Source organism: Zobellella denitrificans, from assembly GCF_002407485.1.
Classification (GTDB): domain Bacteria; phylum Pseudomonadota; class Gammaproteobacteria; order Enterobacterales; family Aeromonadaceae; genus Oceanimonas; species Oceanimonas denitrificans.
In genome coordinates this window covers 2,029,326-2,053,544 of the sequence record NZ_CP012621.1, presented here as the reverse complement: position 1 = coordinate 2,053,544, position 24,219 = coordinate 2,029,326, and the positions used below count along the sequence as shown (strand labels likewise).

The 24,219-nt window shown below is 66.1% G+C and carries 24 protein-coding genes and 1 other annotated feature; of the genes, 10 read left to right on the top strand and 14 right to left on the bottom strand.

Going from position 1 to position 24,219, the window contains the following annotated elements; translation table 11 throughout:
• Positions 1-39 precede the first annotated feature (39 nt).
• The 4 genes from AN401_RS09745 (at position 40) to AN401_RS09730 (ending at position 4,829) form a co-directional block, all read left to right on the top strand.
• On the top strand, positions 40-1,872 hold the full coding sequence (locus AN401_RS09745) for a sensor domain-containing diguanylate cyclase (protein ID WP_198401858.1): 1,833 nt from the start codon (positions 40-42) through the stop codon (positions 1,870-1,872).
• Positions 1,873-2,002: 130 nt separating this feature from the next.
• A complete protein-coding gene (locus AN401_RS09740; RefSeq protein ID WP_096779206.1) occupies positions 2,003-2,371 on the top strand; it encodes a response regulator transcription factor in 369 nt (122 codons plus the stop codon).
• Positions 2,371-2,994, top strand: a complete 624-nt coding sequence (locus AN401_RS09735) for a chemotaxis protein CheC (protein ID WP_094038164.1) — start codon at positions 2,371-2,373, stop codon at positions 2,992-2,994. Before AN401_RS09740 ends, AN401_RS09735 begins: the two co-directional genes overlap by 1 nt.
• On the top strand, positions 2,991-4,829 hold the full coding sequence (locus AN401_RS09730; RefSeq protein ID WP_157772226.1) for a sensor domain-containing protein: 1,839 nt from the start codon (positions 2,991-2,993) through the stop codon (positions 4,827-4,829). Before AN401_RS09735 ends, AN401_RS09730 begins: the two co-directional genes overlap by 4 nt.
• 56 nt (positions 4,830-4,885) lie before the next feature.
• On the opposite strand, the gene AN401_RS09725 is transcribed toward AN401_RS09730, so the two are convergent.
• From AN401_RS09725 to AN401_RS19770, 12 genes are all read right to left on the bottom strand, one after another.
• Positions 4,886-6,076 (bottom strand): amino acid aminotransferase, encoded by a 1,191-nt coding sequence (locus tag AN401_RS09725; RefSeq protein ID WP_096779204.1) that lies wholly within the window; start codon positions 6,074-6,076, stop codon positions 4,886-4,888.
• Positions 6,077-6,184: 108 nt separating this feature from the next.
• Positions 6,185-7,375 carry a Bcr/CflA family multidrug efflux MFS transporter gene (locus tag AN401_RS09720; protein ID WP_096779203.1) on the bottom strand — a complete coding sequence of 397 codons (1,191 nt, stop codon included), beginning with the start codon at positions 7,373-7,375 and terminating at the stop codon, positions 6,185-6,187.
• Between the two features lie 72 nt (positions 7,376-7,447).
• Entirely contained in the window at positions 7,448-8,338 is an 891-nt protein-coding gene (locus tag AN401_RS09715; protein WP_096779202.1) for a DNA replication terminus site-binding protein, read from the bottom strand.
• 206 nt (positions 8,339-8,544) lie between these two features.
• Positions 8,545-9,150, bottom strand: a complete 606-nt coding sequence (gene hisIE / locus AN401_RS09710; RefSeq protein ID WP_096779201.1) for a bifunctional phosphoribosyl-AMP cyclohydrolase/phosphoribosyl-ATP diphosphatase HisIE — start codon at positions 9,148-9,150, stop codon at positions 8,545-8,547.
• Positions 9,143-9,916 carry an imidazole glycerol phosphate synthase subunit HisF gene (hisF, locus tag AN401_RS09705; protein WP_094038174.1) on the bottom strand — a complete coding sequence of 258 codons (774 nt, stop codon included), beginning with the start codon at positions 9,914-9,916 and terminating at the stop codon, positions 9,143-9,145. Before hisF ends, hisIE begins: the two co-directional genes overlap by 8 nt.
• Positions 9,898-10,635, bottom strand: a complete 738-nt coding sequence (gene hisA / locus AN401_RS09700) for a 1-(5-phosphoribosyl)-5-[(5-phosphoribosylamino)methylideneamino]imidazole-4-carboxamide isomerase (protein ID WP_094038175.1) — start codon at positions 10,633-10,635, stop codon at positions 9,898-9,900. Before hisA ends, hisF begins: the two co-directional genes overlap by 19 nt.
• A complete protein-coding gene (hisH, locus tag AN401_RS09695; RefSeq protein ID WP_094038176.1) occupies positions 10,636-11,226 on the bottom strand; it encodes an imidazole glycerol phosphate synthase subunit HisH in 591 nt (196 codons plus the stop codon).
• Positions 11,223-12,293, bottom strand: coding sequence for a bifunctional histidinol-phosphatase/imidazoleglycerol-phosphate dehydratase HisB (hisB, locus tag AN401_RS09690; RefSeq protein WP_096779200.1), 1,071 nt, complete (start codon positions 12,291-12,293; stop codon positions 11,223-11,225). The genes hisH and hisB overlap by 4 nt, the downstream gene beginning before the upstream one ends.
• Complete coding sequence (hisC, locus tag AN401_RS09685; protein WP_096779199.1) at positions 12,294-13,352, bottom strand: histidinol-phosphate transaminase; 1,059 nt, start codon at positions 13,350-13,352, stop codon at positions 12,294-12,296. It abuts the gene before it with no gap.
• Entirely contained in the window at positions 13,349-14,641 is a 1,293-nt protein-coding gene (hisD, locus tag AN401_RS09680; protein WP_094038179.1) for a histidinol dehydrogenase, read from the bottom strand. The genes hisC and hisD overlap by 4 nt, the downstream gene beginning before the upstream one ends.
• A 3-nt stretch (positions 14,642-14,644) precedes the next feature.
• Positions 14,645-15,541: an ATP phosphoribosyltransferase gene (gene hisG / locus AN401_RS09675; RefSeq protein ID WP_096780348.1), complete on the bottom strand. Its 897-nt coding sequence runs from the start codon at positions 15,539-15,541 to the stop codon at positions 14,645-14,647.
• 42 nt (positions 15,542-15,583) lie between these two features.
• Positions 15,584-15,708: a sequence feature (His leader region), on the bottom strand.
• Between the two features lie 57 nt (positions 15,709-15,765).
• The gene (locus tag AN401_RS19770; RefSeq protein ID WP_157772223.1) at positions 15,766-15,954 is read right to left on the bottom strand and encodes a hypothetical protein; all 189 of its coding nucleotides are present in this window, start codon (positions 15,952-15,954) and stop codon (positions 15,766-15,768) included.
• A gap of 117 nt (positions 15,955-16,071) precedes the next feature.
• Here AN401_RS19770 and AN401_RS09670 point away from each other — a divergent pair, with 117 nt between their 5' ends.
• Positions 16,072-16,911, top strand: coding sequence for a DUF2279 domain-containing protein (locus AN401_RS09670; protein WP_096779198.1), 840 nt, complete (start codon positions 16,072-16,074; stop codon positions 16,909-16,911).
• Positions 16,912-16,959: 48 nt separating this feature from the next.
• On the opposite strand, the gene AN401_RS09665 is transcribed toward AN401_RS09670, so the two are convergent.
• On the bottom strand, positions 16,960-17,682 hold the full coding sequence (locus tag AN401_RS09665) for a Crp/Fnr family transcriptional regulator (protein WP_096779197.1): 723 nt from the start codon (positions 17,680-17,682) through the stop codon (positions 16,960-16,962).
• Between the two features lie 255 nt (positions 17,683-17,937).
• Here AN401_RS09665 and AN401_RS09660 point away from each other — a divergent pair, with 255 nt between their 5' ends.
• The 5 genes from AN401_RS09660 to AN401_RS09640 all read left to right on the top strand — a co-directional run bounded on the left by AN401_RS09660 (position 17,938) and on the right by AN401_RS09640 (position 23,755).
• A complete protein-coding gene (locus tag AN401_RS09660) occupies positions 17,938-18,159 on the top strand; it encodes a hypothetical protein (RefSeq protein ID WP_096779196.1) in 222 nt (73 codons plus the stop codon).
• 17 nt (positions 18,160-18,176) lie between these two features.
• Positions 18,177-19,520, top strand: coding sequence for a Na+/H+ antiporter NhaA (nhaA, locus tag AN401_RS09655; RefSeq protein WP_096780347.1), 1,344 nt, complete (start codon positions 18,177-18,179; stop codon positions 19,518-19,520).
• Positions 19,521-19,539: 19 nt separating this feature from the next.
• Entirely contained in the window at positions 19,540-19,809 is a 270-nt protein-coding gene (locus AN401_RS09650; protein WP_157772221.1) for a hypothetical protein, read from the top strand.
• A 281-nt stretch (positions 19,810-20,090) separates the two neighbouring features.
• Positions 20,091-21,047, top strand: a complete 957-nt coding sequence (locus AN401_RS09645; protein WP_096779194.1) for an ABC transporter substrate-binding protein — start codon at positions 20,091-20,093, stop codon at positions 21,045-21,047.
• Positions 21,044-23,755: a PAS domain S-box protein gene (locus AN401_RS09640; protein ID WP_096779193.1), complete on the top strand. Its 2,712-nt coding sequence runs from the start codon at positions 21,044-21,046 to the stop codon at positions 23,753-23,755. The genes AN401_RS09645 and AN401_RS09640 overlap by 4 nt, the downstream gene beginning before the upstream one ends.
• A 13-nt stretch (positions 23,756-23,768) precedes the next feature.
• Here the strand turns inward: AN401_RS09640 and AN401_RS09635 are convergent, their stop codons facing one another.
• Positions 23,769-24,185, bottom strand: coding sequence for a DsrE family protein (locus AN401_RS09635; RefSeq protein ID WP_094038183.1), 417 nt, complete (start codon positions 24,183-24,185; stop codon positions 23,769-23,771).
• Positions 24,186-24,219 lie beyond the last annotated feature (34 nt).

Sequence of the window (24,219 nt, the reverse complement as noted above, 5' to 3'; positions counted from 1 at the left end):
GCCCGCTCAGGGGTCAGTTTACCCATTGGAGTGACCAGCTTGCCGCTTCCCCCCTATCCCGATGATGAAGCCCGACGGCGGCAGTTGCTGCAGGATCTGGCCATACTGGATACCGCGCCGGAGGAGGGCTTTGACGCCCTGACCCGGCTGGCGGCGGAGATCTGCGGCTGCCGCATCGCCCTGATCACCCTGGTGGACGAGGCGCGGCAGTGGTTCAAGTCCCGCCAGGGGCTGGCTGTCAGCGAGACCCCGCGGGACATCGGCTTCTGCAGTCTCGTCCTGTTGCAGGGCGAGCCCCTGGTGGTGCGGGATGCGGCCCGGGAGCCGCGCTTCGCCCACAATCCCCTGCTCGCGCAGCAGGGGGTGCGGTTTTATGCCGGGGTTCCCCTGGTGGTGCAGGCCGGGGTCAGTGCCGTCGGCACCCTCTGCGTGGCCGATCCCCATCCCCGCCCCGAGGGCTTGAGCGAGCTGCAGCTGCTGCAACTGGGCACCCTGGCCGAGCTGGTGAGCGAGCGGCTGCGCAGCCGCCTTATCATCCGCCGCCTGCGGGAGTCGGAGCGGGCGCGCAATCGCCAGTCCCAGTTGCTGGAGGCCATCAAGCGGGCGTCCGGCATCGGCTTTGCCCTGCTGGATCAGGCCGGCACCATCGTCGAACTCAACGACAAGGTCGCCAGCATCCTGGAGCAGCTCCCCGAGACCCTCAAGGGCACGGACCCCCTGGCCCTGACCCTGCCCGCCGCCCGGGCAGGGGTGGCACGGATGATCAACTGCTGCCTGGCGGAGGGACTCAGGGTCAACGGCGACTGGCCCCTGCTGAGCAGGCAGGGGGCGCTGCGCATCGCCGGGGTCAACGCCGAGCGGCTGTGGCTGGATGACCAGCCCTACCTGTTCTGTGTGCTCGGCGACAAGACCCAGGAGCGGCTCGAGGAAACCCTGCGCGATACCCAGGCCCGCACCCTGCGCGAGGTGACCCTGGAGAATTCCCTGTCCGAGATCCTGGCGTCCATCGGCAATGCCATCGTCTATCACAGGCCCGGTGCCCGGGTGCTGATAAGCCACCTCACCGACGACAGCCTGGACATCGAGTACCTGTCCCATCCGGAGCTTGAGGGGCTCCGGGTGCCGCCGCTTGCGGGAACCCGGCCGGTATTCCACGATGCCGGCCAGTCGCCGTTCACCCAGGAGGTGGCGGAGGTGGGGGCCTGGTGGCGGTTCCCGCTGCTGAGCGAGGATCGCCTGCGGCTGCTGGGGGATCTGTGGATATTGCCCCGCCAGTCCACCCGGCCCGCGGCTTCCGAGTTCGTCTTCCTCGAGGGGCTGGCCCGGGTGGCGGGTTTTGCCATGGAGCGCCAGGATCAGTGGGAGGCGCTGCGTGAACGGGCCGAGTACGACGCCCTGACCGGCCTGGCCAACCGAACCCTGCTGGTGGAACAACTGGGTCAGGCGTTGTATGAAGCAGCCGAGCACCGGCAGCAGCTGGCGCTGCTGTTTATCGATCTCGACGATTTCAAGCAGATCAACGACAGCCACGGCCACCATGCGGGGGACAAGGTGCTGACCTGCCTGGCCGAACGCATGAGCGAGACCCTGCGCAAGACCGACATCATCGCCCGCCTCGGGGGCGACGAGTTCGTGGTGGTGTTGCCCGAGGTGGAACTGGACAGTGCCCGGCGGATAGCGCAGAAGCTGCTGGAGGCGCTGTGCCAGCCGATCAAGTGGGAAGAGCGGTTCCTGCCGGTCAGCCTGAGCATCGGACTTATCCTGTCGCGCCCCGGAGAGCTGGACGAGCAGGCCCTGATCCAGCGGGCCGACGCCGCCATGTACCGGGCCAAGCAGGCGGGCAAGAAGCAGGTGGTGCTGTTGCCGGCCTGAGCGGAGGCCGCCGCTCGCCGTGATCCCGGTTTTCTTTTCCGGCAAAGATTCATTTATATCCATTTCAAACGGCGATGTTTTCTCTATAATGTTGGGCTTGTTGCCAATTCAGCCGTTTCCGGACACTAAGATGACCCAAGCCAAAGCCATGACCCTGCTGCTGGTGGATGACAGCAGAGTAGCCCGCCTCAGCCTGGTGCGTCAGCTGCAGAGTCTGCCGCTGGCCCTGGACATTCTGGAAGCCGCCTCGGCGGACGAGGCCGAGGCCCTGATGCAGCAGCGGCAGGCCGATGCGGCCCTGATCGACTTCAATATGCCGGGGCGCGATGGCATCGAGCTGGCCAGCCTCTTCCGTCAGCGCCACCCCCGGATGAAGCTGGCCCTGGTGACCGCCAATATCCAGGACGCCCTGGTGAAACGGGCCCGGGAGCTGGACATGACCTTCGTCGCCAAGCCCGCCAGCCTGGACGATCTGGCCCGTTTCCTCGAGGTCGCCTGATGACACTGAGCCTGACCGCCGATGAACACGATGTCATCGTCGAGCTGATGAACATCGGTGTCGGCCGGGCGGCCGGCGCCCTGTCGCAGCTGGTGCAGGACGAAGTACTGCTGTCGGTGCCCCAGTTGCAGTTCCTGACCCCGGCCGAGGCCAGGGACATCTTCTGCCGCTCCATGCCCGGCCTGCTGGCCGGGGTGATGCAGGGGTTCCGGGGCTTTATGAGCGGCCGCGCCGCCCTGCTGTTTCCCGAGGAGCGCAGCCTGGAGCTGGTCCGGGCCATGCTGGGGACGGACCTGTCCGCCGACGAAATCTCCGAGCTGGAGCAGGAAACCCTGGCCGAGCTGGGCAACATCCTGCTCAACAACTGCCTGGCGACCCTGGCCAACCTGCTCAACCAGCAGATCCAGACCGAGCTGCCCCAGGCGTTCAATGTGGATACACCCCACCTGTTGAGCCGGCTGTCGCCCGCCCAGGACGACGAGGGCTCCATGATCATGCTGGTGCAGATCGACTTCAGCCTGCGTGAAAGCGCCCTGCAGGGATACCTGGCCTTTCTGATCGACCTGCATTCGGCGGACACCTTTATCGAGGCGCTGCGTCGCTATCTGGCCGGACTCGAGTGAAGTCAATCGCCATGGATGAGGCACCGAATTACCCGGACCGGCTGGCACTGGCCACCCTGGATCATATCGAGAGCGGCATCATCATCCTCGATGGCGCACGGCGGGTGTGTTTCTGGAACCAGTGGCTGGAGCAGCACAGCGGCATCGGTGCCGGCGAGGCACTCGGTTGCCGGCTGGAACAGCTGTTCGGCGAGCTGCCGGCGGTCTTGCTCGACGCGGTGCGCGACGCCTGCGAACACCGGCTGTCCCGGCTGCTTTCCCACCAGCTGCATCCCCGCTTGCTGCCCCTGCACTGCCGGGCGGCGTCCGGCCGTGGCGGCCCGCTGTTCCACTCCATGCTGTTGCGTCCCCTGGCGCAGACGGAGGGGCTGACCCTGGTGCAACTGCTCGACGCCACCAATGCGGTGCGGCGCGAGCGGCACCTGCGCGACAAGGAACAGGCGTTGCGCAAGGTGCACCAGCACCTGTCGGAAGAAAAGCAGTATATCGACACCGTGCTCAAGACCATCAGCGCCCTGGTGGTGGTGACCGATATCCAGGGACACATCCTCAGCATCAACCGCAGCTGCGAGCAACAGACCGGGTTCAGCGAAGAGGACGTGCTGGGCCAGCCGCTGAAGGTGCTGTTCAGCATCGACAGCTTCAACCGGCTGCTCGAGGGCCCCTGGCAGTATGACGAACCGCTGCCCTTCACCTGCCGCATGCACAATGCGGCGGGGGAGCTGATGCATATCCGCTGGACGGTGAAAAGCGTCGGCGAGGCGGGCCAGCCGCCCCGTTACCTGATCTATACCGGCCAGGACATCACCGAACGGGAGCGGGCCGATGCCCTGCTTCGCCTGGAGCGGGAGATCCTGGAAATGGCGACCGCCGGCGAGCCACCGGAGCGGACCCTGGATCACGTTTGCCTGGCGCTGGAGCGTCAACTGGAGCAGTGCCGGGTCGCGGTGCTGCAACTGGCGGAGGACGAGCGCCTGCGGATCAGCAACGGGCCCGGCCTGGCGGAGGATTTCGGCCGGCGGCTGGCGGCGTTGCAGACCGAGAACCTGCTGCGCATTCTGCAGCCGGGGCTGCGGGATGGCCGCTTGCAGGTATTTGTGGCCCAAGGCCCGGCGCCGCGCTGGCAATCCTGGCTGGCGCTGGCGCGGGATCATGACATCGCCGGCTGCTGGCTGATGCCCATCCATGCCGGCGCCCGGGTGCCCCAGAGCCTGTTTGCGGTCTTTCCCCGCCAGCGTGTCCACCCCTCTGCCCACGAACAGATGGTGATCCAGCGTATCGCCCACCTGACGGCGCTGATCCTGGAACGCCATCTGCAGCAGGAGCGGATCCGCTACCTGGCCCTGCACGATCCCCTGACCGGCCTGGCCAACCGCAGCCTGCTGAATGAGCAGTTGCTGCGCAGCATTCACCGGGGCCGCCGGGAAGGGCAGCCCTTTGCGCTGCTGTTCATCGATCTGGACGGCTTCAAGGCGCTCAACGACACCCACGGCCATGACGCGGGGGATGCTTTCCTCGCCGCCCTCGGACATCGGCTGAAAACCAAGCTGCGGGCCACCGACTGCTGTGCCCGTACCGGGGGCGACGAGTTCGTGATCCTGCTGGAGGCGGTGGCCGACGAAAAAACCGCCCGGCGCGTCGCCGAGTCGGTGCTGCGGCTGATCTCCACGCCGCTGGAGTGGGGCGGGCATGCCCTGCAGGTGTCGGCCTCCATCGGCCTTGCCCTCTACCCGGAGGACGGTGACGGCGCCGATGCCCTGCTGACCCGGGCCGACAACGCCATGTATGGCGCCAAGGCCGGGGGCAAGGGCTGCATAGTGCGCCTGCCGGGCTGAGCCGCCGCCAAGAAAAAGCCCCGCCGAAGCGGGGCTTTTGTCGTCGGGGGGAGGGCTCAGATCACCGCGGCGATGGCGTCGCACAGGGCGTCGATGTTCGACTTGGTGATGCCGGCCACGCTGATGCGGCCGGAGCCGACGATGTAGATGCCGAACTCGTTCTTCAGCCGCTCCACCTGCTCCTTGTTCAGGCCGGAGAAGGAGAACATGCCGTTCTGGCGGGCGATGAAGCTGAAGTCCTGATCCACGCCGCGGCCGGACAGTTTTTCCACCAGCAGGGTGCGCATTTCCTGGATACGGTCGCGCATTTCGGCCAGCTCGTTCAGCCAGTCCTGGTACAGCTCCGGATCCTCGGCCACCAGGGCCACCACGGCGGCGCCGTGGGAGGGCGGGTTGGAGTAGTTGGCGCGGATGATGGTTTTCACCTGACTGAAGGCGGTGTCGGCCATGGCGGCGTCGCTGGCGACCAGGGTGAAGGCGCCGACCCGCTCGTTGTACAGGCCGAAGTTCTTGGAGAAGGAACTGGCGATCAGCAGTTCTTTATTGTGCTCGGCGAAGACCCGCAGGCCGTAGGCGTCTTCCTCGATGCCCTTGGCGAAGCCCTGGTAGGCGAAGTCGAACAGCGGCAGCCAGCCTTTCTCGGCGGACAGCCTGGCCAGTTGCTGCCATTGCTCGGCGGTGGGGTCGATGCCGGTGGGGTTGTGGCAGCAACCGTGCAGCAGCACCACGTCGCCGGCCTTGGCCTGGGCCAGGTCGGCCAGCATGGCGTCGAAGTCCAGATCCTTGGTGTCGGCGTTGTAATAGCCGTATTCCTTCACCTCCAGGCCGGCGGCGGTAAACACGGCCCTGTGGTTGGCCCAGGTGGGGTTGGAGATCCACACGGTGTTGCTGTCGAGCTGGCGGGCGATGAACTCGCCGGCGATGCGCAGGGCGCCGGTGCCGCCCGGTGCCTGGGCGGTGCGGGCGCGGCCGGCTTCGGTCACGGCGGAGCCGGCGCCGAACAGCAGCTGCTGCACCACGCGGCCGTAGGCCTCGGTGCCTTCAATGCTGAGGTAGTTCTTGGTGGTCTGCTCCTGCACCAGGCGGGCTTCGGCTTTTTTCACGCAACGCAGCACCGGGGTCTGGCCGGCTTCGTCTTTGTAGATGCCCACACCCAGGTTGATCTTGTCGGTACGGGGATCCTGGCGGAACGCGTCGGTAAGGCCCAGGATGGGATCGGCAGGGGCGGCGGTGACCTTCTCGAACATGGTAGTGTTGATTCCTTGTAATGATAAATAGGGTCCGGGTCGCGGGCTGCGACAGCCCCTAGTTATAACACTTGCGCCCCCATTAAAAAACGGCTTTCACCGGGGAATTTATGCCCGGGCCTTCAGCGCCGGATGCACCAGCAGCCAGTAGCCGGACAGGGCCAGCCAGGTGCACAGGCTCATCACCAGCGCCATGGGCAGGGCCGAGGGCACATGGCTGGCATTGACCGCGAAGGCGGCCACCGCGCCCAGGCCAAAGCGGGTGGTGCCGGCCAGTGCCGAGGCGGTGCCGGCGCTTTCCGGAAAGTGGCTGAGCAGGCCGGCCATGGCGTTGGCGCCGATCAGGCTGATCTGGGAGATCACCAGCATCACCGGCAGCACTATGCCCCAGAGTCCACCCAGGCCGGTGGCGGCGTTGAAGACGAGGAGGATGGCGCCCAGGCTGGCATTGACCAGCCCGGTCTTGAGCAGCCGATCGCTGCCCAGGCGCTTGACCAGCCGGCTGTTGCCGAAGGTGAGCGCCATCATCAGCAGGATATTCAGGCCGAACAGCAGGCCGTAGTGCTGGGCCGGGACCCCGAACAGCTCGATGTACACCAGCGGCGAGCCGGAGATAAAGGCGAACATGGAGGCGGTGGTCAGGGCGCCGCACAGGATGTAGCCCAGGGCCGCCCGGTGGCTCAGCACCTTGCCGTAGTTGCGCAGTATGGGCAGCAGCCGGAACGGCTGGCGCAGCTCGGGATTGAGGGTTTCCGGGATCTTGAATGCCAGGGTGACGGCGACCAGGGCGCCGATGGCCGCCAGCAGCACGAAGATGCCGTGCCAGTGGGCCACCAGCAGCAGGTAGCCGCCGACGATGGGGGCGAGCAGGGGGGCCAGCGTCATCACCAGTATCACCATGGACATGACCCGGGCGAACATGTCCCGTTCGAACATGTCGCGCAGCAGGGCGTTGAGCACCACGGATCCGGCGGCGCCACCGATGGCCTGCAGCAGGCGGAAGGCCATCAGCGCTTCTATGCTGTCGGCGAAGGCGCAGCCGATGCTGGCCAGGGTAAAGAGCGCGAGGCCGCCGAGCATGACCGGCTTGCGGCCCACGCTGTCGGCCAGGGGGCCGTAGAACAGCTGGCCGAGGGCGAAACCGGCGAGGAAGACGCTGATGGTGAGCTGGGCCTGGGCCACCGGTACGCCCAGATCCCGGGCGATGGTGGGCAGGCTCGGCAGGTACATGTCGATGGCGAGCGGCGTCAGGCCGGCGAGGCTCGCCAGCAACAGCAGCAGGGAAAGGGGCAGACCCATGAGGAACATCCAGAGGTAACAAGTGCAACCAATTTAAACATGATAAGCATTATCATGCAAAGGAAGTGCGCCTCAGGGCCGGTAGGGGTAGATATGCAGCCGGGGAATGAGCGGCTCGTCCTTGATGCGGGCTTCCCGGCGTTTGCGGGGGGTGGCCGGCGGATAGTCCGCAAGCGCGGTCAGCGCCGGCGGCTCGTCCTGGCACAGGATAAGCGGCAGGTGGGCCTTGACCTGCTGCTGGCGGGGGCGGATCTCCTCCTCCTGCCAGCGCACGTTGACCATGGGGTGGGTCTTGACCGGCCGGCGCAGGCGCAGCTCCACCCCCGGCGGCAGCCGCTTGACGTCGTAGATTTCCCGGTCCACGCATTGCAGCCAGGTCCGGGCGTCGACCAGGGGCGGAGGTTTGAGCCGGGACTCGGTGAGCTGGCGCACCAGCTGCTCTTTATCCACTTTCTGGATGATCTGCTTGTTGGCCCAGGTAAAGCCCAGCCGGGAGGCGGGGCGGGGCAGCAGCACCAGCTGGCGGTAGACCTGCAGGGTGATGAGGCCGGGCAGGGTGTCGTGCACCAGGGCGAACTTCTTGTCGCGGCCCTCGGCTTCCTGCACCAGCGCCCGGAACGCCAGCTTGAGCCGGTTGACCTCGTCCACCAGGGCGGCGGTGTCCTCCCCGAGGGCGGCGGGCAGCAACAGCAGGCCGGGCAGGCGGAAGCTGGCCTTGGCCGAGCAGTCCGGTTGCAGGTGCCACTGGCGATAGGCCGCCAGGGCGGCGTGCAGGGCGGCATCGCCTTGCAATGGGCTTACGGGGATCCGCGCCACCGGCTCGTGCTCCTGGCCGAGCGGCACGGGCGGCAGGGCATAGCAGCGGGCGAAGGGGCTGGCCCCGGCCAGGAACTGGCAGAGGGCGCTGGTGGCGCTTTCCAGCTCGGCAAAGGCGTGACGCAGGCGGGCGGCGAGGGTGAACATGATTTATGCCAACATACTTTGGGTGCTTTTGAATCTAGCAGGCGAGACGGCGCGGCGCAAGCAGCAGGATGAGGTGGCGCGCCAGGCCGGCAGGGATGGGGCAGTAGATACACCTATTTTACATAATGTGTGCGCGGGCGAAATCAAAAGAAAAAGGGGTCCTAGTCAATTAAAAAGTGACTAGGACCCCTTTTAGGGCGGGCGGCTTACTTGTGCCGCGCTTTCAGCTTATTGACCACGTCGGTCAGCTGCAACCCTTCCTGCTGCAGCAGCACGGTCAGGTGGTAGAGCAGGTCGGCGGACTCGCTGACCAGCTCTTCGTGGTCGTGCACCGTGGCGGCCAGCGCCGTTTCCACCCCTTCCTCGCCCACCTTCTGGGCGATGCGCTTGGTGCCCTTGGCGTAGAGGCTGGCGGTGTAGCTGGTGGCCGGATCCGCGCCCTTGCGGCTGGCCAGCACCTGCTCCAGTTCGGCGAGGAAGCTCAGGGACGGCAACTGCTGGTCGTTGAAACAGGACACGTTGCCCAGGTGGCAGGTGGGGCCGATAGGCTCCACCATCGCCAGCAGGGTGTCCTGATCGCAGTCGGTGCTGAGATCGCGCAGCTGCAGCACGTGGCCGGAGGTTTCACCCTTGGTCCAGAGCCGGTTTTTGGTGCGGCTGAAGAAGGTGACCTGGCCGGTGGCCTGGGTCTTTTCCAGCGCTTCCCGGTTCATGTAGCCGAGCATCAGCACCCGGCCGCTGTGGCAGTCCTGCACGATGGCGGGCATCAGGCCGTCGACCTTGTCCCAGTCCAGCTGGTTGGCGTCAATCACGGATCACCACTCCTTCTTGCTTGAGGTATTGCTTGAGCTCACCGATATCGATGATGCCCTTGTGGAACACGGAAGCGGCGAGGGCCCCGTCCACGTCCGCCTCGAGGAAGGCGTCGCGGAAATGCACCATCTCGCCGGCGCCGCCGGAGGCGATCAGCGGCACCTGGCACAGGGCGCGCACCCGTAGCAGCTGCTCGATGTCGTAGCCCTGGCGCACGCCGTCCTGGTTCATCACGTTGAGCACGATTTCGCCCGCGCCGCGCCGCTGCACCTCTTCCACCCAGTCGAAGGTGCTCCACTTGGTCACCTGGGTGCGGCTCTCGTCGCCGGTGAACTGGTGCACCTGATACTGGCCGCTGGCCTCGTCATAGTAGGAGTCGATGCCTACTACTATGCACTGCACGCCGAAGGTGTCCGCCAGCTCGGTGATCAGTGCCGGGTTGGCCAGGGCCGGGGAGTTGATGGAGATCTTGTCGGCGCCGAATTCGAGGATGCGGGCCGCGTCCTCGATGGATTTGATGCCGCCGGCCACGCAGAAGGGGATGTCGATCACCTCCGCCACCCGGCTGACCCAGCTCTTGTCCACCACCCGCTCCTGGCTGGAGGCGGTGATGTCGTAGAACACCAGCTCGTCGGCGCCCTCGGCGGCGTAGCGCTCGGCCAGGGGCACGATGTCGCCGATGATCTCGTGGTTGCGGAACTTCACGCCCTTGACCACCTGGCCGTCCTTGACGTCCAGGCAGGGGATTATGCGTCTTGCCAGCATGAAATGGCCTCCTTGACGGTGAACTTGCCCTCGAGCAGGGAGCGGCCCAGGATCACCCCGGCCACGCCGGTGCCCTTGAGCGCCTCGATGTCGCCGATGTTGCCGATGCCGCCGGAGGCCTGCCAGAGGATGGTGGGGTAGCGGGCGGCCAGCTCCCGGTACAGGGCGACGTTGGAGCCGGACAGGGTGCCGTCCTTGGAGATGTCGGTGCACAGCACGTGGCACAGGCCCGCGGGCAGATAGTGCTCGAGCAGGGCTTCGATGGTGATGCCGCTGTCTTCCTGCCAGCCGGCGATGGCGATCTTCTTCTCGCCCTCGGGGGTGATGTTGATGTCGAGGGCCAGCACGATGCGCTCGGGGCCGTACTGCTTGATCCAGCCGGCCACCAGCTCGGGATTTTTCACCGCGGTGGAGCCGATCACCACCCGCTGGGCGCCGATGTCGAGCAGATCCTTCACGTCCTGCTCGGTGCGGATGCCGCCGCCGATCTGCACCGGCACGGCGGTGTTTTCAATCAGGCTTTTAATCACGGCAAGCTGGCGCTGGTCGCTGTTTTTGGCACCGTCCAGATCCACCAGGTGCAGCTGGGTGGCGCCTTCGGCCACATAGAGGTCGAAGCGCTCCTGGGGCGAGGCGGTGTATTCGGTTTTCTGCTGGTAGTCGCCCTGGTACAGGCGCACCACCTTGCCATTGATAAGGTCTATGGCGGGAATGATCATTTACAGCTCCAGAAAGTTTTTCAGCAACTGGGCGCCGGCGGCACCGGAGCGCTCCGGGTGGAATTGCACGCCGAAGAAGTTCTCCTGGCCGATGGCGGCGCTGAAGGCCTGGCCATACTGGCAGGAGGCCAGGGTGTATTCGCCCACCGGCACCGCGTAGGAGTGCACGAAGTAGAAAAAGCTGCCGTCGGGAATGTCCTTGAACAGCGGGTGGCCGGGCAGGGGAGTGATCTGGTTCCAGCCCATGTGCGGCAGGCGGATACCGTCGCCGCCCACCAGCTTGGTGCAGTCGGCGTCGATCTTGCCGAGGCACTCGACGTCGCCTTCCTCTGAGCGGTTGACCAGCATCTGCATGCCGAGGCAGATACCCAGCACCGGCTGGTGCAGCCGGTTGATGAGTTCCACCAGGCCGCGCTCGCGCAGGTTCTTCATCGCCTCGCGGGCGGTGCCCACGCCGGGCAGGAACAGCTTGTCGGCCCCCAGCACCACCTCCGGATCCTTGCTCACCTGTACCTGGTAGCCCAGGCGCTCAATGGCGTAGCGCACGGAGGACAGGTTGGCGCAGCCGGTATCGATAATGACGACCTTCACAGTACCCCCTTGCTTGATGGCAGATCATCGCCTTCCACCCGGATGGCCTGGCGCAGGGCGCGGCCGAAGCCCTTGAACAGGCTCTCCACCATGTGATGGGTATTGTCGCCGGTCACCTTGAGGTGAATATTGGCGGCCAGGCTGTCGCTTAAACTCCGGAAGAAGTGGGGCACCATCTCCACCGACAGATCGCCGGCCTTGTCCTGGCGGAACTGGCCCTCGAACTTCATATAGGGACGGCCGGACAAGTCCAGGGTGATGGCCGCCTCGCACTCGTCCATCGGCAGCACGAAACCGAAGCGGCCGATGCCGCGCTTGTTGCCGAGCGCCTTGCGCAGTGCCTCGCCCAGGGCCAGGGCGGTGTCTTCCACCGTGTGGTGGTCGTCGATGTGCAGGTCGCCCTCGACCGCCACTTCCAGATAAAAGCCGCCGTGGGTGGCGATTTGATCCAGCATGTGGTCGAAGAAGTGCAGGCCGGTGCTGATCTTGCTGCCACCGCGTCTATCCAGATCCAGCTTGACGCGGATGTCGGTTTCCTTGGTGGTGCGGGTCACCTCGGCGGTGCGGCCGCGGCTCAGCAGGCGCGCCACTATCTCGGGCCAGCCCAGGTCGTGGTGGCCGTAGTGCAGGCCCTTTAGTCCCATGTTCTCGGCCAGCTGCATGTCGGTGACGCGATCGCCGATCACCCAGGAGTCGGTGAAGTCGACGCGGCCGGCCTGCAGGTAGTCCTTGACCAGCCCCAGGCGCGGCTTGCGGCAGGCGCAGTCGTCGTGCTGGAAGTGGGGGCAGATCAGGATGTCGTCGAACTTGACGCCCTGGGAGGTCAGGATCTGCATCATCAGGTTGTGGGGGGCGTCGAAGTCTTCCTGCGGGAAGCTGTCGGTGCCCAGGCCGTCCTGGTTGGTGACCATCACCAGCCGGTAGCCCGCGTCCTGCAGCTTGAGCAGGGCCGGGATCACGCCGGGCAGGAAGGCCAGTTTGTCGAGCCGGTCCAGCTGTTTGTCGACCGGCGGCTCTTCCACCATGGTGCCGTCGCGGTCGATGAATAAAATACGTTCCTTAGTCACTTATTGCTCCTGTTGCAGTACGGCCAGTACCGCGTCCATTTCGGCCTCTTGGCCGATGGTGATACGAATGCAGTCGGCAAGCCCGGGCTTGCTGGAAAAATCACGCAGTATGATACCCGCTCGGCTCATGCGGTCAAAGACGGCGCTGCCCGGGGTGAAGCGCACCAGCAGGTAGTTGCCGTTGGGGGCGAATACTTCTTTGACCTGGGCGTTGCCGGCGAGTTGCCTGGCCAGCGTCGCCTTGAGCCGGTTGATTTCCGTCACCCGCTCGCGCATCCGCGTGAGGCCGTCCTCGCTCAGGGCCTGGGCGGCAATCTGGGCCACCGGCTCGGGGATGGGGTAGGGGGCGATCACCTTCAGCAGCAGTTGCACCACCTCCGGGTTGGCCAGGGTGAAGCCGCAGCGGATGCCGGCCAGGCCGAAGGCCTTGGACAGGGTGCGGATAAGCACCAGCTCCGGGTAGTCGGCCAGCAGGCCGGCCTGGCTGTGCGCGGGGCAGAACTCGATATAGGCCTCGTCCACCACCACCAGGGCGCGGCCGCGGGCGGCCTCGAGCAGGCGGATGAGGCCGCTTTGCTCCACCAGATCGCCGGTCGGGTTGTTGGGCGAGCACAGGAACACCAGCTTGGCCTCGCCCAGGCGGTCGATGATGCCGTCGAAGTCGGGCTGGCGGGAGGCGCTCAGCGGCACGTCGATGATGCCCACGCCGTTGGTCTCGGCGCTGATGGCGTACATGCCGTAGGTGGGGGTGCAGATGATGATGCTGTCATGGCCCGGCTCGCAGAAGGTGCGGATCAGCAGCTCGATGCCTTCGTCGCCGCCGCGGCTGACCAGCACCTGCTCGGGGGCCACACCGGCGTAGCCGGCATAGCCGTTGATCACCGCGGGCGGCTGGCACTCGGGGTAGCGGTTCAGGCGCGAGCAGTCCAGGCGGAAGTCGCCGCTGTCGGCCGCCTCGTTGGCGTTCAGCCAGATGTGGCCCTGGCCGCCGATGCGGCGGGCGGACTGGTAGGGGGTGAGCGCCTGAACCTGGGCGCGGGCCAGTTGGGTGAGGCTCATGCTTGTTTCTCCAGTTTGGCCAGCCGCAGGCTGACCGCGTTTTTGTGGGCATCCAGGGTTTCGGTGGCGGCGAGCAGCTCCACCGCCGGACCTATGGCTTGCAGTCCCGCCGGGCTCAGCTCCTGCACCGTGTAGCGGCGCTGGTAGTCGGCCAGCCCCAGGCTGGAGCAGGTGCGGGCATAGCCGTAGGTGGGCAGGGTGTGGTTGGTGCCGCTGGCATAGTCGCCCACCGACTCCGGGGTCCAGGCGCCGAGGAAGATGGAGCCGGCGTTCCTGAGTTTGGGCAGCAGGGCGCGCGGGTCTTCGGTCTGCACGATGAGGTGCTCGGGGGCGTAGGCGTTGGAGATGGCGACGGCCTGGGCCAGATCGTCGCAGATAAAGGTGCGGCTCTCGGCCAGGGCCCGGCGGGCGATGTCGGCCCGGGACAGGGCGGCCAGCTGTTCGGCCAGGGCGGCATCCACCCGCTCGGCCAGGGCGCGGCTGGGGGTGACCAGTATCACCTGGGAGTCGGGGCCGTGCTCGGCCTGGGACAGCAGATCCGAGGCGATAAAGGCGGCGTCGGCGGACTCGTCGGCGATCACCAGCACTTCCGAGGGGCCGGCGGGCATGTCGATGGCGGCGCCGTCCACATCACCGGACACCTGGCCCTTGGCCTCGGTCACCCAGGCGTTGCCCGGGCCGAAGATCTTGTCCACCTTGGTCACCGTCTCGGTGCCGTAGGCCAGGGCGGCCACCGCCTGGGCGCCGCCCAGGCTATAGATGGCGTCCACGCCGCAGCGCCGGGCGGTATAGACGATGGCGTCGTTCACCGGCGGCGGCGAGCACAGCACCACCCGCTCGCAGCCGGCGAGCCTGGCCGGGATGGCCAGCATCATCACGGTGGACACCAGGGGCGCGCTGCCGCCGGGCACATAGAGGCCGACCTTTTCGATGGGCTGGTAGTGCAGCTCGCAGCGCACCCCCGGTTTGGTGTCCAGCACCACGGGGCTGGGGAGCTGGGCCCGGTGGAAGGCCTCGATATTGTCGATGGCGAGCTCGATGGCGGCTTTCAGCTCCTCGCTCACCCGGCTGCCGGCGGCCGCGATGTCCTCCTCGGTCAGCTGCAGGCGCTCGAGTTCCACCTTGTCCAGGGTGCGGGTCAGTTCCCGCAGGGCGGCATCGCCGCCGGCGCGCACTTTTTCGATGATATCCGCCACCTGGGCGTCACGCCCGCCCTGGGCCAGGGCGGGGCGGCGCAGGGCGTCGGCCTGCTCTTGCTTGCTCAGTCGGTTCCAGTCGAAGGTTTGCATGGTTTACTCCATCATCTTCTCGATGGGCAGCACCAGGATGGAAGAGGCGCCCAGGGCCTTGAGGCCTTCCATGGTTTCCCAGAACAGATCCTCGGTGCTGACCACATGGATGGCCACCTGCTTGGTTTCGCCGGCCAGCTGCATGATGGTGGGGCGCTCGGCGCCGGGCATCAGGGCAATCACTTCTTCCAGCTTGTCCTGGGGCGCGTGCAGCATGATGTACTTGCTTTCCCGCGCCTGCTGCAGGCCCTGGATGCGGGGCAGCAGCTTGTCGATGACCTTCTGCTTGCTCGCGGCCAGGGGGTTGGCGCTCTGGATCAGCACCGCCTTGGAACGGTAGATGACATCGGTTTCCACCAGGCCGTTGGCCTCCAGGGTGGCGCCGGTGGACACCAGGTCACAGATGGCGTCGGCCAGGCCGGCGCGGGGGGCTACTTCCACCGAGCCGTTCAGCATCACGCTCTTGAACTTGACGCCCTGGCTGTCCATGTAACGCTTCAGCAGCCAGGGGTAGGAGGTGGCGATGCGCTTGCCTTCCAGGCTCTTGGGACCCTGGTAGTCGAACTCCTCGGCCACCGCCAGCGACAGCCGGCAGCCGCCGAAGTCGAGCCGCTTGAGCACGCTGTATTCGGCGGACTGGCCGGTGGCCTGGCGCTCCATCACGGTTTCTTCCAGCACGTTTTCGCCGACGATGCCGAGATCGACCACGCCGTCCATCACCAGGCCGGGGATATCGTCGTCCCGCACCCGCAGCAGATCGATGGGCATGTTTTCGGCGTGGGCGATAAGGCGCTGCTCGCGCAGGTTGAGCTTGACGCCGCAGCCTTTCAGCAACTGCTGGCAGTCGGTGCTGAGGCGGCCGGATTTCTGAAGGGCGATGCGAAGGCGATTCTGATCCAATGTCATGTGCTGTGTTCCTTGTGATAAACCGTAAAGCCGTAAAACGAAAAACCCCCGGAAGGGTAGCTTCCGAGGGTCTGGTATTTCTGTCCTGCTGGAAGCCGCCAAGCGCAAGGTCTTCCAGAATAAGTATCCTGAAAGACTAGTCGGGATGATGATGGTGCTTGGCGTTGTGCAGGAAGTTCATATAAAGGCGTAACCTGAATCTCTCTAATGGTCTGGGCTCACCATAGCAAGCCGGGCGGGCTTTGCCAACCCCGACGCCGGATAAACTTGGCGGAGAACAGCGGCGGGCGGCGGGCGGGGCGGGGCCATGGGGACAAGGTTTTGGAGATATGCTCCATATTTTTGTTATTCAATATGATTTTGTTCCGCAGTAGTGAAAGCTGGTAGCGTTGAATATTGAATTTCATTCGCTTCCCTGGCGGCGACCAAATGCTGGCGGAAAGCGGGATGGAACCATGACAAGGGCACCCCGGGCCTGGCTCGCTACACTTAGGGATGCCCTGCTTCCGGTCTCAAGGTGACCCATGCCTCCATTCAAATCGAGTGTGCTGTCGATAGTCTTGCTGCTGATGGCGCCGCCGGCCGGTGCGCAGGTGCCGGTCTTGCCGGAGCAAGGCTGGTCGCGGGAGCAGAAGACCTGGGCGCTCAACCTGGCGATAGTGGGCGGGGCCACCGCCTACGGGGTGGCGGTGTGGGACTGGGGTGAGTCCAGCTTCGGCACCCAGAGCGAGGGCTGGTTCGGCCGCGATACCGAGCACGGCGGCGCCGACAAGCTGGGCCACGCCTATACCGGCACCGCGGCCACGGCCCTGTCGGCCGCCCTCTACCGCCGCTGGGGCCACGACGATGCCGAGGCAGCCCGGCTGGGCGCCCTCAGCGGCCTGCTGCTGACCACCACGGTCGAGCTGGGCGATGGCTTTTCCCCGGAGCACGGCTTCAGCTGGGAAGATCAGGTGGTCAACCTGGCCGGGGTGGGGCTGGAATACCTGCGCCAGCGCCATCCGGCCTGGCGCGAGCGGGTGCAGTTCCGCTGGGAGTACTGGCCGTCTCCCGCCGTGCGCCGGGGCCGGCACCACGACATTTTTACCGACTATTCGGGCTCGCGCTGGCTGCTCGCCTTTCCCCTGCACGCCTGGGGCGCCCAGGGAAACGCGCTGCGGTGGATAGAACTGCAGGCGGGCTACGGCAGCCGCGGCTTTGCCGAGCGGGATCGCGACTTTTTCGACCGGCCCGGGCGGCATCCTTTTATTGGCGTCGGCCTCCATCTTCCTCTGGCGCTCGGGCGCCTCGGCGCCGGCCCCGCCACCCGGCGCTGGTTCGAGTATATCCAGGTTCCCGGCACCGCCCTGCCGCTGCCACCCTAGCTAGTCAGGGGGCCGTCGTGCGATCCGGTTCGGGGGCACGACGGTTTTTTATGAACTGGTCGGCGACATGGCCAGCAGCCGGTCGGTTTCCTTCTTGACCACGGCGTAGCATTCGCAACTGAGTTGTTCCAGCTTGGCGCGGTCCAGCACCGTGATATGGCCGCGCTGGTATTGAATGACGCCGAGCTGTTGCAGCTTGCCGGCGGCGAGGGTGACCCCTTCCCGCCGTACCCCGAGCATGTTGGCTATCAGCTCCTGGGTCATGGTCAGGCGGTTATCCGGCAACCGGTCCAGGGACAGCAGCAGCCAGCGGCACAGTTGCTGGTCGACCGAGTGATGGCGGTTGCACACTGCCGTCTGGGCCATCTGGGTGATCAGTGACTGGGTGTAGCGCAGCATCAGCAAGCGCATGGTCGCATCGCGATTGAACTCCTCCTTGAGCCGGGCGCTGGGCAGTCGGTAGGCGTGGCCGGCGCTTTGCACCAGCGCCCGGCTGGGGGTGCTTTCGCCCCCCATAAACACGGCGATACCGATGATCCCCTCATTGCCGACCACCGAGATTTCCGCCGAGGCGCCGTCCTGCATCACATAGAGCAGCGAGACAATGGCATCGATGGGAAAGTAGACGTAACGCAGCTGGCTTCCGGATTCATACAACACCTTTCCCAATGGCAGCGACACCAATTCGAGCAAGGGAAACAGGCGCTCCTTGACTTCGGGTGGCAAGGCGGCCAGCAGGTGATTCTGCGCGGGAGTGGGCAGGTTGGACATCTCAGCCTCCATGAGATCGACAGCCTTGGCCATGCGTTCAAATGGATGATAGCGCAATTTCGCCCGCCGGCGGGGTAGGTTTGAGGCTTGTCGACAGTGCTCCCGGCGGCGGCCTTGCGTGTGGTGCCGTACAGAACAAGCCGCCCGGGTAGTGTAAGCTGGTGGCAGCTGGCCGGGGTTTAGCCGACGAGGAGAGACCAGGATGCTTGAAACCATCATCGTTGTCTTATTGCCCCTTTACTCAAGGTAAATATCATGAATACAGTCAGGATAGCGGCAATGGTACTGATGGGGCTCGGTCTGCTGGGGGGGCTGTATGGCGGCTTCAGTTACACCAGGCAGACCAGTACCACCGAACTGGGCCCCCTCACCCTGTCGGTGCAGGAACGGCAACGGGTGAATGTGCCGGTATGGGCCGGGGTGGGCACCCTGGTGCTGGGCGGAGGCCTCCTGTTGTGGAGTAGCCGGCGGTCGTGAGTCCGCCCGTTTTGCCCGTGAACAGGAAGCGCCCGGCCGGTGAAGCGAACACGCAACTGCCGGCCGCCTTCTTCGATCGCTGGCGGCAGCCCTTTGCCCGCTTCCTGCGGATTGAGGCGGCCGGTGGCGGTGCGCTCCTGCTCGCCACCCTGCTGGCATTGGTGTTGTCGAACTCGCCCTGGGCACCGTGGTTTTTGGATCTCTGGGAAACCCGGGTCGGCCTCGGCTTCGGTTCGCTGGAGTTTTCCCGCTCGCTGCGCGATTGGATCAACGATGCGCTGATGACCCTGTTTTTTTTCATGGTCGCGCTGGAACTCAAGCGGGAACTGGTGCTGGGGGAGCTGCGCAGTCCGCGCATGGCCGCTCTATCGATTGCCGGCGCCCTCGGTGGCATGCTGGTGCCGGCCGTGTTCTATCTCGCGTTGCAGTTTGGGCAGCCGGGGCAGTCGGGTTGGGGCATCGTCATGGCAACCGACACCGCCTTCGTGATCGGTTGCCTGGCATTACTGGGGCCGCGTATCCCCCAGAGCCTGCGCATCTTTATGCTGTCCCTGGCGATAGTGGATGATATCGGCGCCATCCTGGTGGTGGCCATCGGCTATAGCCATGGCTTCGACGGGATCATGCTGGCCCTGGGGGGACTGGGGTTGGTCCTGGTGCGCGCCATGGCGCTGGGAGGCATGCGCCATCTGCTAGGCTACTTCCTGATCGGTAGCGGCATCTGGCTGGCCGTGGATGCGTCCGGTATTCACCCGACCATCACCGGGGTGGCCCTCGGTCTGTTGACCCCGGCCCGTCGCTGGGTCGGGGACGAACGGTTATATGGAATATTGAGCCGGGTGATTGCCCACCCGGCCGGCGACCACGGCAGCGGTGACACCAAGGACAGGCACACCCTGCAACTGGCGGAGGTGGCCGTGCGCGAGAGCCTGTCACCGGTCGAGCGGTTGGGGATGGCGCTGCACCCCTGGGTGGGGTTTGTGATCATGCCGCTATTCGCCCTCGCCAACGCCGGCGTCAGCCTTTCCCTGACGGCCCTGGGTGACAGCGTCACCCTGGCGGTCGTGGTCGGCTTTGTCTGCGGCAAGCCAGCGGGAATATTGCTGTTCAGCTGGCTGGCCGTGCGTACAGGGTTGGCGCTGCGCCCTCCTGAGCTGGGTTGGCGGCTGCTGACGGGGGGCGCCCTGCTGGCCGGCATCGGTTTTACCATGGCGTTGTTCATCGCCAACCTGGCGCTCAGCGGCAGTGTACTCGACAGCGCCAAGCTGGGGGTTTTCCTGGCATTGCTGGTCGCCGCCCTGGCGGGGTCCACCTTATTGATGGGGACGTCTGTTGGCCAGCGACGGCCTGATGCAGGCTGATATCCGGGCGGAGGCTGTGTTGAATAACGGCGTTGTGACGCCCCGGCGGGAGCAATCCAGGGGAGAGGAAATGGCCAACAGCATCAGCCACGGCATCGGGCTGGTGGCGGCCCTGGCGGGCACGCCGGTGCTGCTGGTGCGGGCCGCTCGCCACGGTGACACCGGGTTCACGATTGGCGTCGCCCTCTTCATGCCGGTTGCCGGCCTGGCGCTGCTGGTGGCCGGCACCGGTTGTCATTATTTCGCGATACTCTGGCACGGGGCCTGGCCGGCAGGTCCCGGATCTTGATGGCCTCGGTTGATATAAAAGAAACAGGTCTGCTGACGGCGCTGCCGCCATGAGCTTCGGCTGACCCCCTTGATATAAGAAGATTGATCTTGCTCCTGTCAGGAATAGCCGTTCTATGGGAAAATCCCCACGTTTTGCGTGCCATCCAAGGGCGCGCTTTTTTATGGAGCAGTAATGACAGTTCGTCCCGATGCATGGAGCACCGCTTATCGCCCGCCTTTCCCTTGGGGTATCCCGCTTTCCGCTCAAGCCCGGCCCCGGGCTGCCGGGAGCCTGAGCCGATGAAACGCCGTCGTTTCCTGTCCGGCCTGGCGACACTGCCCCTGTTGCCCTGGCTGGGCGCCTGCTCCGCCGCGCCCCTGCGCCTTGGCATCCATCCCTGGATCGGTTACGAGACCCTCTATCTGGCCCGTGACTTCGGCTGGCTGCCGCCGGCTATCCAGTTGCAGAGCGGCGCCAGTGCCAGCGACAGCCTGGCGGGACTGCAGCAGGATCGGCTCGACGCCGCCTGCCTGACCCTGGACGAGGTGCTGCTGGCGCGCGGCGCCGGCGTGCCCCTGACCATAGGGCTGGTATTCAATGTCTCGGCGGGGGCCGACATGGTGCTGGCCAGGGAAGGGATCCAGCGCCTGGAGCAGTTGGCCGGCAAGCGACTCGGGGTTGAACCCAATGCCCTGGGGGCCCTGATGCTGGCCAAGGTGCTGCGCCGGGCCGGGCTGTCGCCGTCGGCGTTGACCCTGGTGGAGCTGGCGCCTGAGTCGCAGCTTGAGGCCTGGCGCGCAGGGCGGCTGGACGCGGTGATCACCTACGAGCCCACCGCCGGCCAGTTGCTGCAACTGGGTGCCCGGCGGCTGTTCGACAGCCGGGAGTTGCCGGACACCATCTTCGATGTGCTGGCGGTACGGCGGGATCGCATCCGGCGGCCACAGCTGCAGGCTTTGACGGCCGCCCATTTCCGCGCCCTCGAACATATCCGCAGCAACCGCCAGGATGCCCTCTATCGCATCGCCGCCCGCCAGGGCGTGAGTCATGCCCTGGCCGAGCGGGCCTTGGCGGGCGTGGTGCTGCCGATGCTGTCGGCCAACCGCCGCTACCTGGTCGACGGGGAGGGCAAGCTGGCCCAGGCGGCGGCCCTGTTGGCCGAGCTGATGGCCGGTCAGGGCCTGCTGGCCCGGCCCGATGATCGGCAGGGGCTGTTTTCGCCGCTGTGGCTGCCATCGGAGCGGGAGCACGGATGAAACAGCCATTGCTGACCTCCTTGCTCGCCCTGCTGCTGTGCTTGCCGCTGCGGGCGGAAGACATACTGACCCTGGGGGTGTTCGCCTATCGGGACAAGCCGGTAATGGAGGCGCAACTGCAGCCCCTGGTCGACTACCTGAGCCAGCAGCTTGAGGATGGCCGGGTGGTGCTGAAGGCACTGGACCAGGAGGAGATGGAGGCGGAGCTGGCCCGCAACGGTCTGGATCTGGTGTTCACCAACCCCAGTCATTATCTGATCCTGCGCAGTCAGAATGCCCTGACCGGCGCCCTGGCAACCCGGATCAGCCGGGAACGCGGCCTGGCTACCAGCGCCCTGGGCGGGGTCATCATCAGCCGGGCCGAACGCGAGGATCTCCATACCCTGGCCGATCTCAGGGGGCGGCGCCTGGCCATTCCGGGTATCAAGTTTCTTGGCGGCTACCAGGCGCAGGCCTATGAGCTGAAACAGGCCGGCATCGAACTGCCGGGCGGCGTAGACCTGGCCGAGCTGGGCAGCCATGACCGGGTGGTGGAGGCGGTGCTTGCCGGCCAGGCCGACGCCGGTTTTATCCGCACCGGCATGCTCGAGTCCCTGGTGGCCGAAGGCCGGCTCGCCGGGGACGAGTTCAGGGTGATCAACGCCCAGCACCTGCCCGGTTTTCCCTATGCGGTGTCGACCCGGCTCTACCCGGAATGGCCGATCCTGGCCCTGCCCCATGTCGAGGCGCGCCAGGTACGCCGCATCGCCAGTGCGTTGATGGCGCTGGCGCACCCCCATCCGGCGGCGGTGGCCGCCGGCATCGAAGGCTTTGCGCCGCCCGGCGACTACCTGCCGGTGGAAAACCTGGCGCGCAGCCTGCGCCTGCCCCCCTTCGACCTGGAGCCGGTGCTGACCCTCGAGGATCTGTGGCAGTACTACGGCCGCTGGATATTGTGGGGGGCCTTGCTGGTCGTGGTGTTGAGCGGCTCGACCGCGGCGCTGATCTGGCAGAACCGCCAGGTGCGCCTGAGCCGTCGACAGTTCCGGGAGCAGAGCCGGCGGCTGGAGGAAGTGATCTGGGGCACCAGCATAGGCACCTGGGAATGGTATGTGCAAACAGGGGAAACCGTTTTTAACGAGCGCTGGGCGGAGATCCTGGGTTATCGCCTGGAGGAACTGGCGCCGGTGAGCATCGACACCTGGCTGCGACTGGCCCATCCCGACGATCTGGCCCGTTCGGCCGAGCGGCTGGAGGCCTGCTTCAGCGGCAAGGAGGAGATCTACGAATGCGAGGCGCGCATGCGCCACAAGAACGGCGACTGGGTCTGGATCATGGACCGGGGACGGGTGGTGGAGTGGACGGACGACGGCAAGCCGCTGCGAATGTCGGGTACCCACCAGGACATCACCCAGCGCAAACGCCAGGAAGCCCTGATCGCCGGCAACGAAGAGCGGCTGCGCACCATCTTTGAGTTTCTGCCCATCGGCATCTCCCTGACCGACCGGGAGGGGCAGGTTATCGATTGCAACAGTGCCTCGGAACAGCTGCTGGGCATCAGCAAGGCCGAACACCTGGCGCGCAATTACCAGGACAAGGCCTGGACCATACTCAGGCCCGACGGCAGCCTGATGCCACCGGAAGAATATGCCAGTACCCGCGCCATGACGGAGGGCCGGCCGGTGCACGACGTGACCATGGAGGTGCGCACCCCCACCGGCAGCACCTGGCTCAATGTCAGCGCCACGCCGCTGGATCACCCCCTTTACAGCCTGGTTATCGCCTATTTCGATATCACGGGGCAACGTCAGGCCGAGGCCCGCCAGCGGCTGGCGGCCAGCGTGTTCACCCATGCCCGGGAAGGCATCATGATCACCGACAGCCGGGGGCACATCGTCGAGGTGAACGAGGCCTTCACCGCCATCACCGGCTACGGCCGGGCGGAGGTGCTGGGCCGGACGCCGCAGATATTGAGTTCGGGCCTGCAGCCGCCGGAATTCTATACCCGCATGTGGCAGGCCCTGGCCGGCCAGGGCCACTGGCAGGGGGAGCTCTGGAACCGGCGCAAGGACGGCGAGCTCTACGCCGAAATGCTCAATATCAGCGCGGTGCAGGACGGCGCCGGCCGGGTACAGAATTTCGTGGCGCTGTTTTCCGACATCACCGCCATCAAGCACCACCAGGCGGAGCTGGAGCGCATCGCCCATTGCGACGCCCTGACCGGCCTGCCCAACCGGGTGCTGCTGGCGGACCGCCTGCGGCAGGCCCTGGCCCGCTGTCGTCGCCAGGGCGGGGCCGTCGCGGTGATCTACCTGGATCTGGACGGCTTCAAGGCGGTCAACGATCGCCATGGCCACGGGGTGGGGGACGAGCTGCTGATCCGGGTGGCCCGGCGGATGCAGGAGGTGCTGCGGGAAAACGACACCCTGGCCCGGCTGGGGGGCGACGAGTTTGTCGCCGTACTGTCCGACCTGGCGGTGGCGGAGGACTGCATCGCGGTGGTGGAGCGGTTGCTGATGGCCGCCGCCGCGCCGCTCCGGGTGCAGGAATGGACGCTGCAGGTGTCGGCCAGTATCGGTGTCGCCCTCTACCCCAGGGACGATGCGGATCCGGATCTGCTGCTGCGCCATGCGGATCAGGCCATGTACCTGGCCAAGCAGGCGGGCAAGAACCGCTACCAGCTGTTCGGGGTGGCCGGTGCCGCGCCGGCCGTCGTGCTGGGCGGCTAGCCCGGCGCATCGTTCAGAAATACTGGCAGTGATCCGCCTTCAGCGCCTTTTCGGACAGGAACCAGCCCGGATCGACGATGCCCGTGGCCGCCGGCATCAGCTCGGCCGGTGCCACCTCGAAGGTCTGGGCCGCGTAGCGGCAGCCGTAGAGGCGTACCCGTCCGGTGTCGGCCAGCAGTTGCAGGAAATCGGCGATCTCGGTGGGCTCGCCGTCCGCCGCGAGGCGGGCGCGCAGCCAGGCATCGTCGGCGGCGTGGACCCCCTCGATGCGGCGCGATGCCGCCCCCGCCGGGGTCAGCACCCGCACCGCCCAGAGCACGAACAGCATGTCCACCTCTACCCCTTGTGTCGCCTGGGTATAGGCGAAGGTGAGGGGTGTCAGCAGCTTGTCGTAGGCGTCTTCGCGCACGACCATGGCCAGGTGTTTCATCGTTGCCTCCCGGGGCAGGCACTGCCCCGCCGTG

Coding starts and splice junctions, on each gene's coding strand:
- AN401_RS09665 (WP_096779197.1), bottom strand. CDS start 17,682: ATGTCCAACCTGCCCACTCCCGCGCAGAATCACCTGCTGGCCGCCTTG.
- AN401_RS09635 (WP_094038183.1), bottom strand. CDS start 24,185: ATGAAACACCTGGCCATGGTCGTGCGCGAAGACGCCTACGACAAGCTG.
- hisA (WP_094038175.1), bottom strand. CDS start 10,635: ATGATCATTCCCGCCATAGACCTTATCAATGGCAAGGTGGTGCGCCTG.
- AN401_RS09735 (WP_094038164.1), top strand. CDS start 2,371: ATGACACTGAGCCTGACCGCCGATGAACACGATGTCATCGTCGAGCTG.
- AN401_RS09715 (WP_096779202.1), bottom strand. CDS start 8,338: ATGTTCACCCTCGCCGCCCGCCTGCGTCACGCCTTTGCCGAGCTGGAA.
- hisC (WP_096779199.1), bottom strand. CDS start 13,352: ATGAGCCTCACCCAACTGGCCCGCGCCCAGGTTCAGGCGCTCACCCCC.
- hisF (WP_094038174.1), bottom strand. CDS start 9,916: ATGCTGGCAAGACGCATAATCCCCTGCCTGGACGTCAAGGACGGCCAG.
- AN401_RS09670 (WP_096779198.1), top strand. CDS start 16,072: ATGCCTCCATTCAAATCGAGTGTGCTGTCGATAGTCTTGCTGCTGATG.
- AN401_RS09725 (WP_096779204.1), bottom strand. CDS start 6,076: ATGTTCGAGAAGGTCACCGCCGCCCCTGCCGATCCCATCCTGGGCCTT.
- hisD (WP_094038179.1), bottom strand. CDS start 14,641: ATGCAAACCTTCGACTGGAACCGACTGAGCAAGCAAGAGCAGGCCGAC.
- AN401_RS09720 (WP_096779203.1), bottom strand. CDS start 7,375: ATGGGTCTGCCCCTTTCCCTGCTGCTGTTGCTGGCGAGCCTCGCCGGC.
- AN401_RS19770 (WP_157772223.1), bottom strand. CDS start 15,954: ATGAAATTCAATATTCAACGCTACCAGCTTTCACTACTGCGGAACAAA.
- AN401_RS09740 (WP_096779206.1), top strand. CDS start 2,003: ATGACCCAAGCCAAAGCCATGACCCTGCTGCTGGTGGATGACAGCAGA.
- AN401_RS09645 (WP_096779194.1), top strand. CDS start 20,091: ATGAAACGCCGTCGTTTCCTGTCCGGCCTGGCGACACTGCCCCTGTTG.
- AN401_RS09660 (WP_096779196.1), top strand. CDS start 17,938: ATGAATACAGTCAGGATAGCGGCAATGGTACTGATGGGGCTCGGTCTG.
- AN401_RS09640 (WP_096779193.1), top strand. CDS start 21,044: ATGAAACAGCCATTGCTGACCTCCTTGCTCGCCCTGCTGCTGTGCTTG.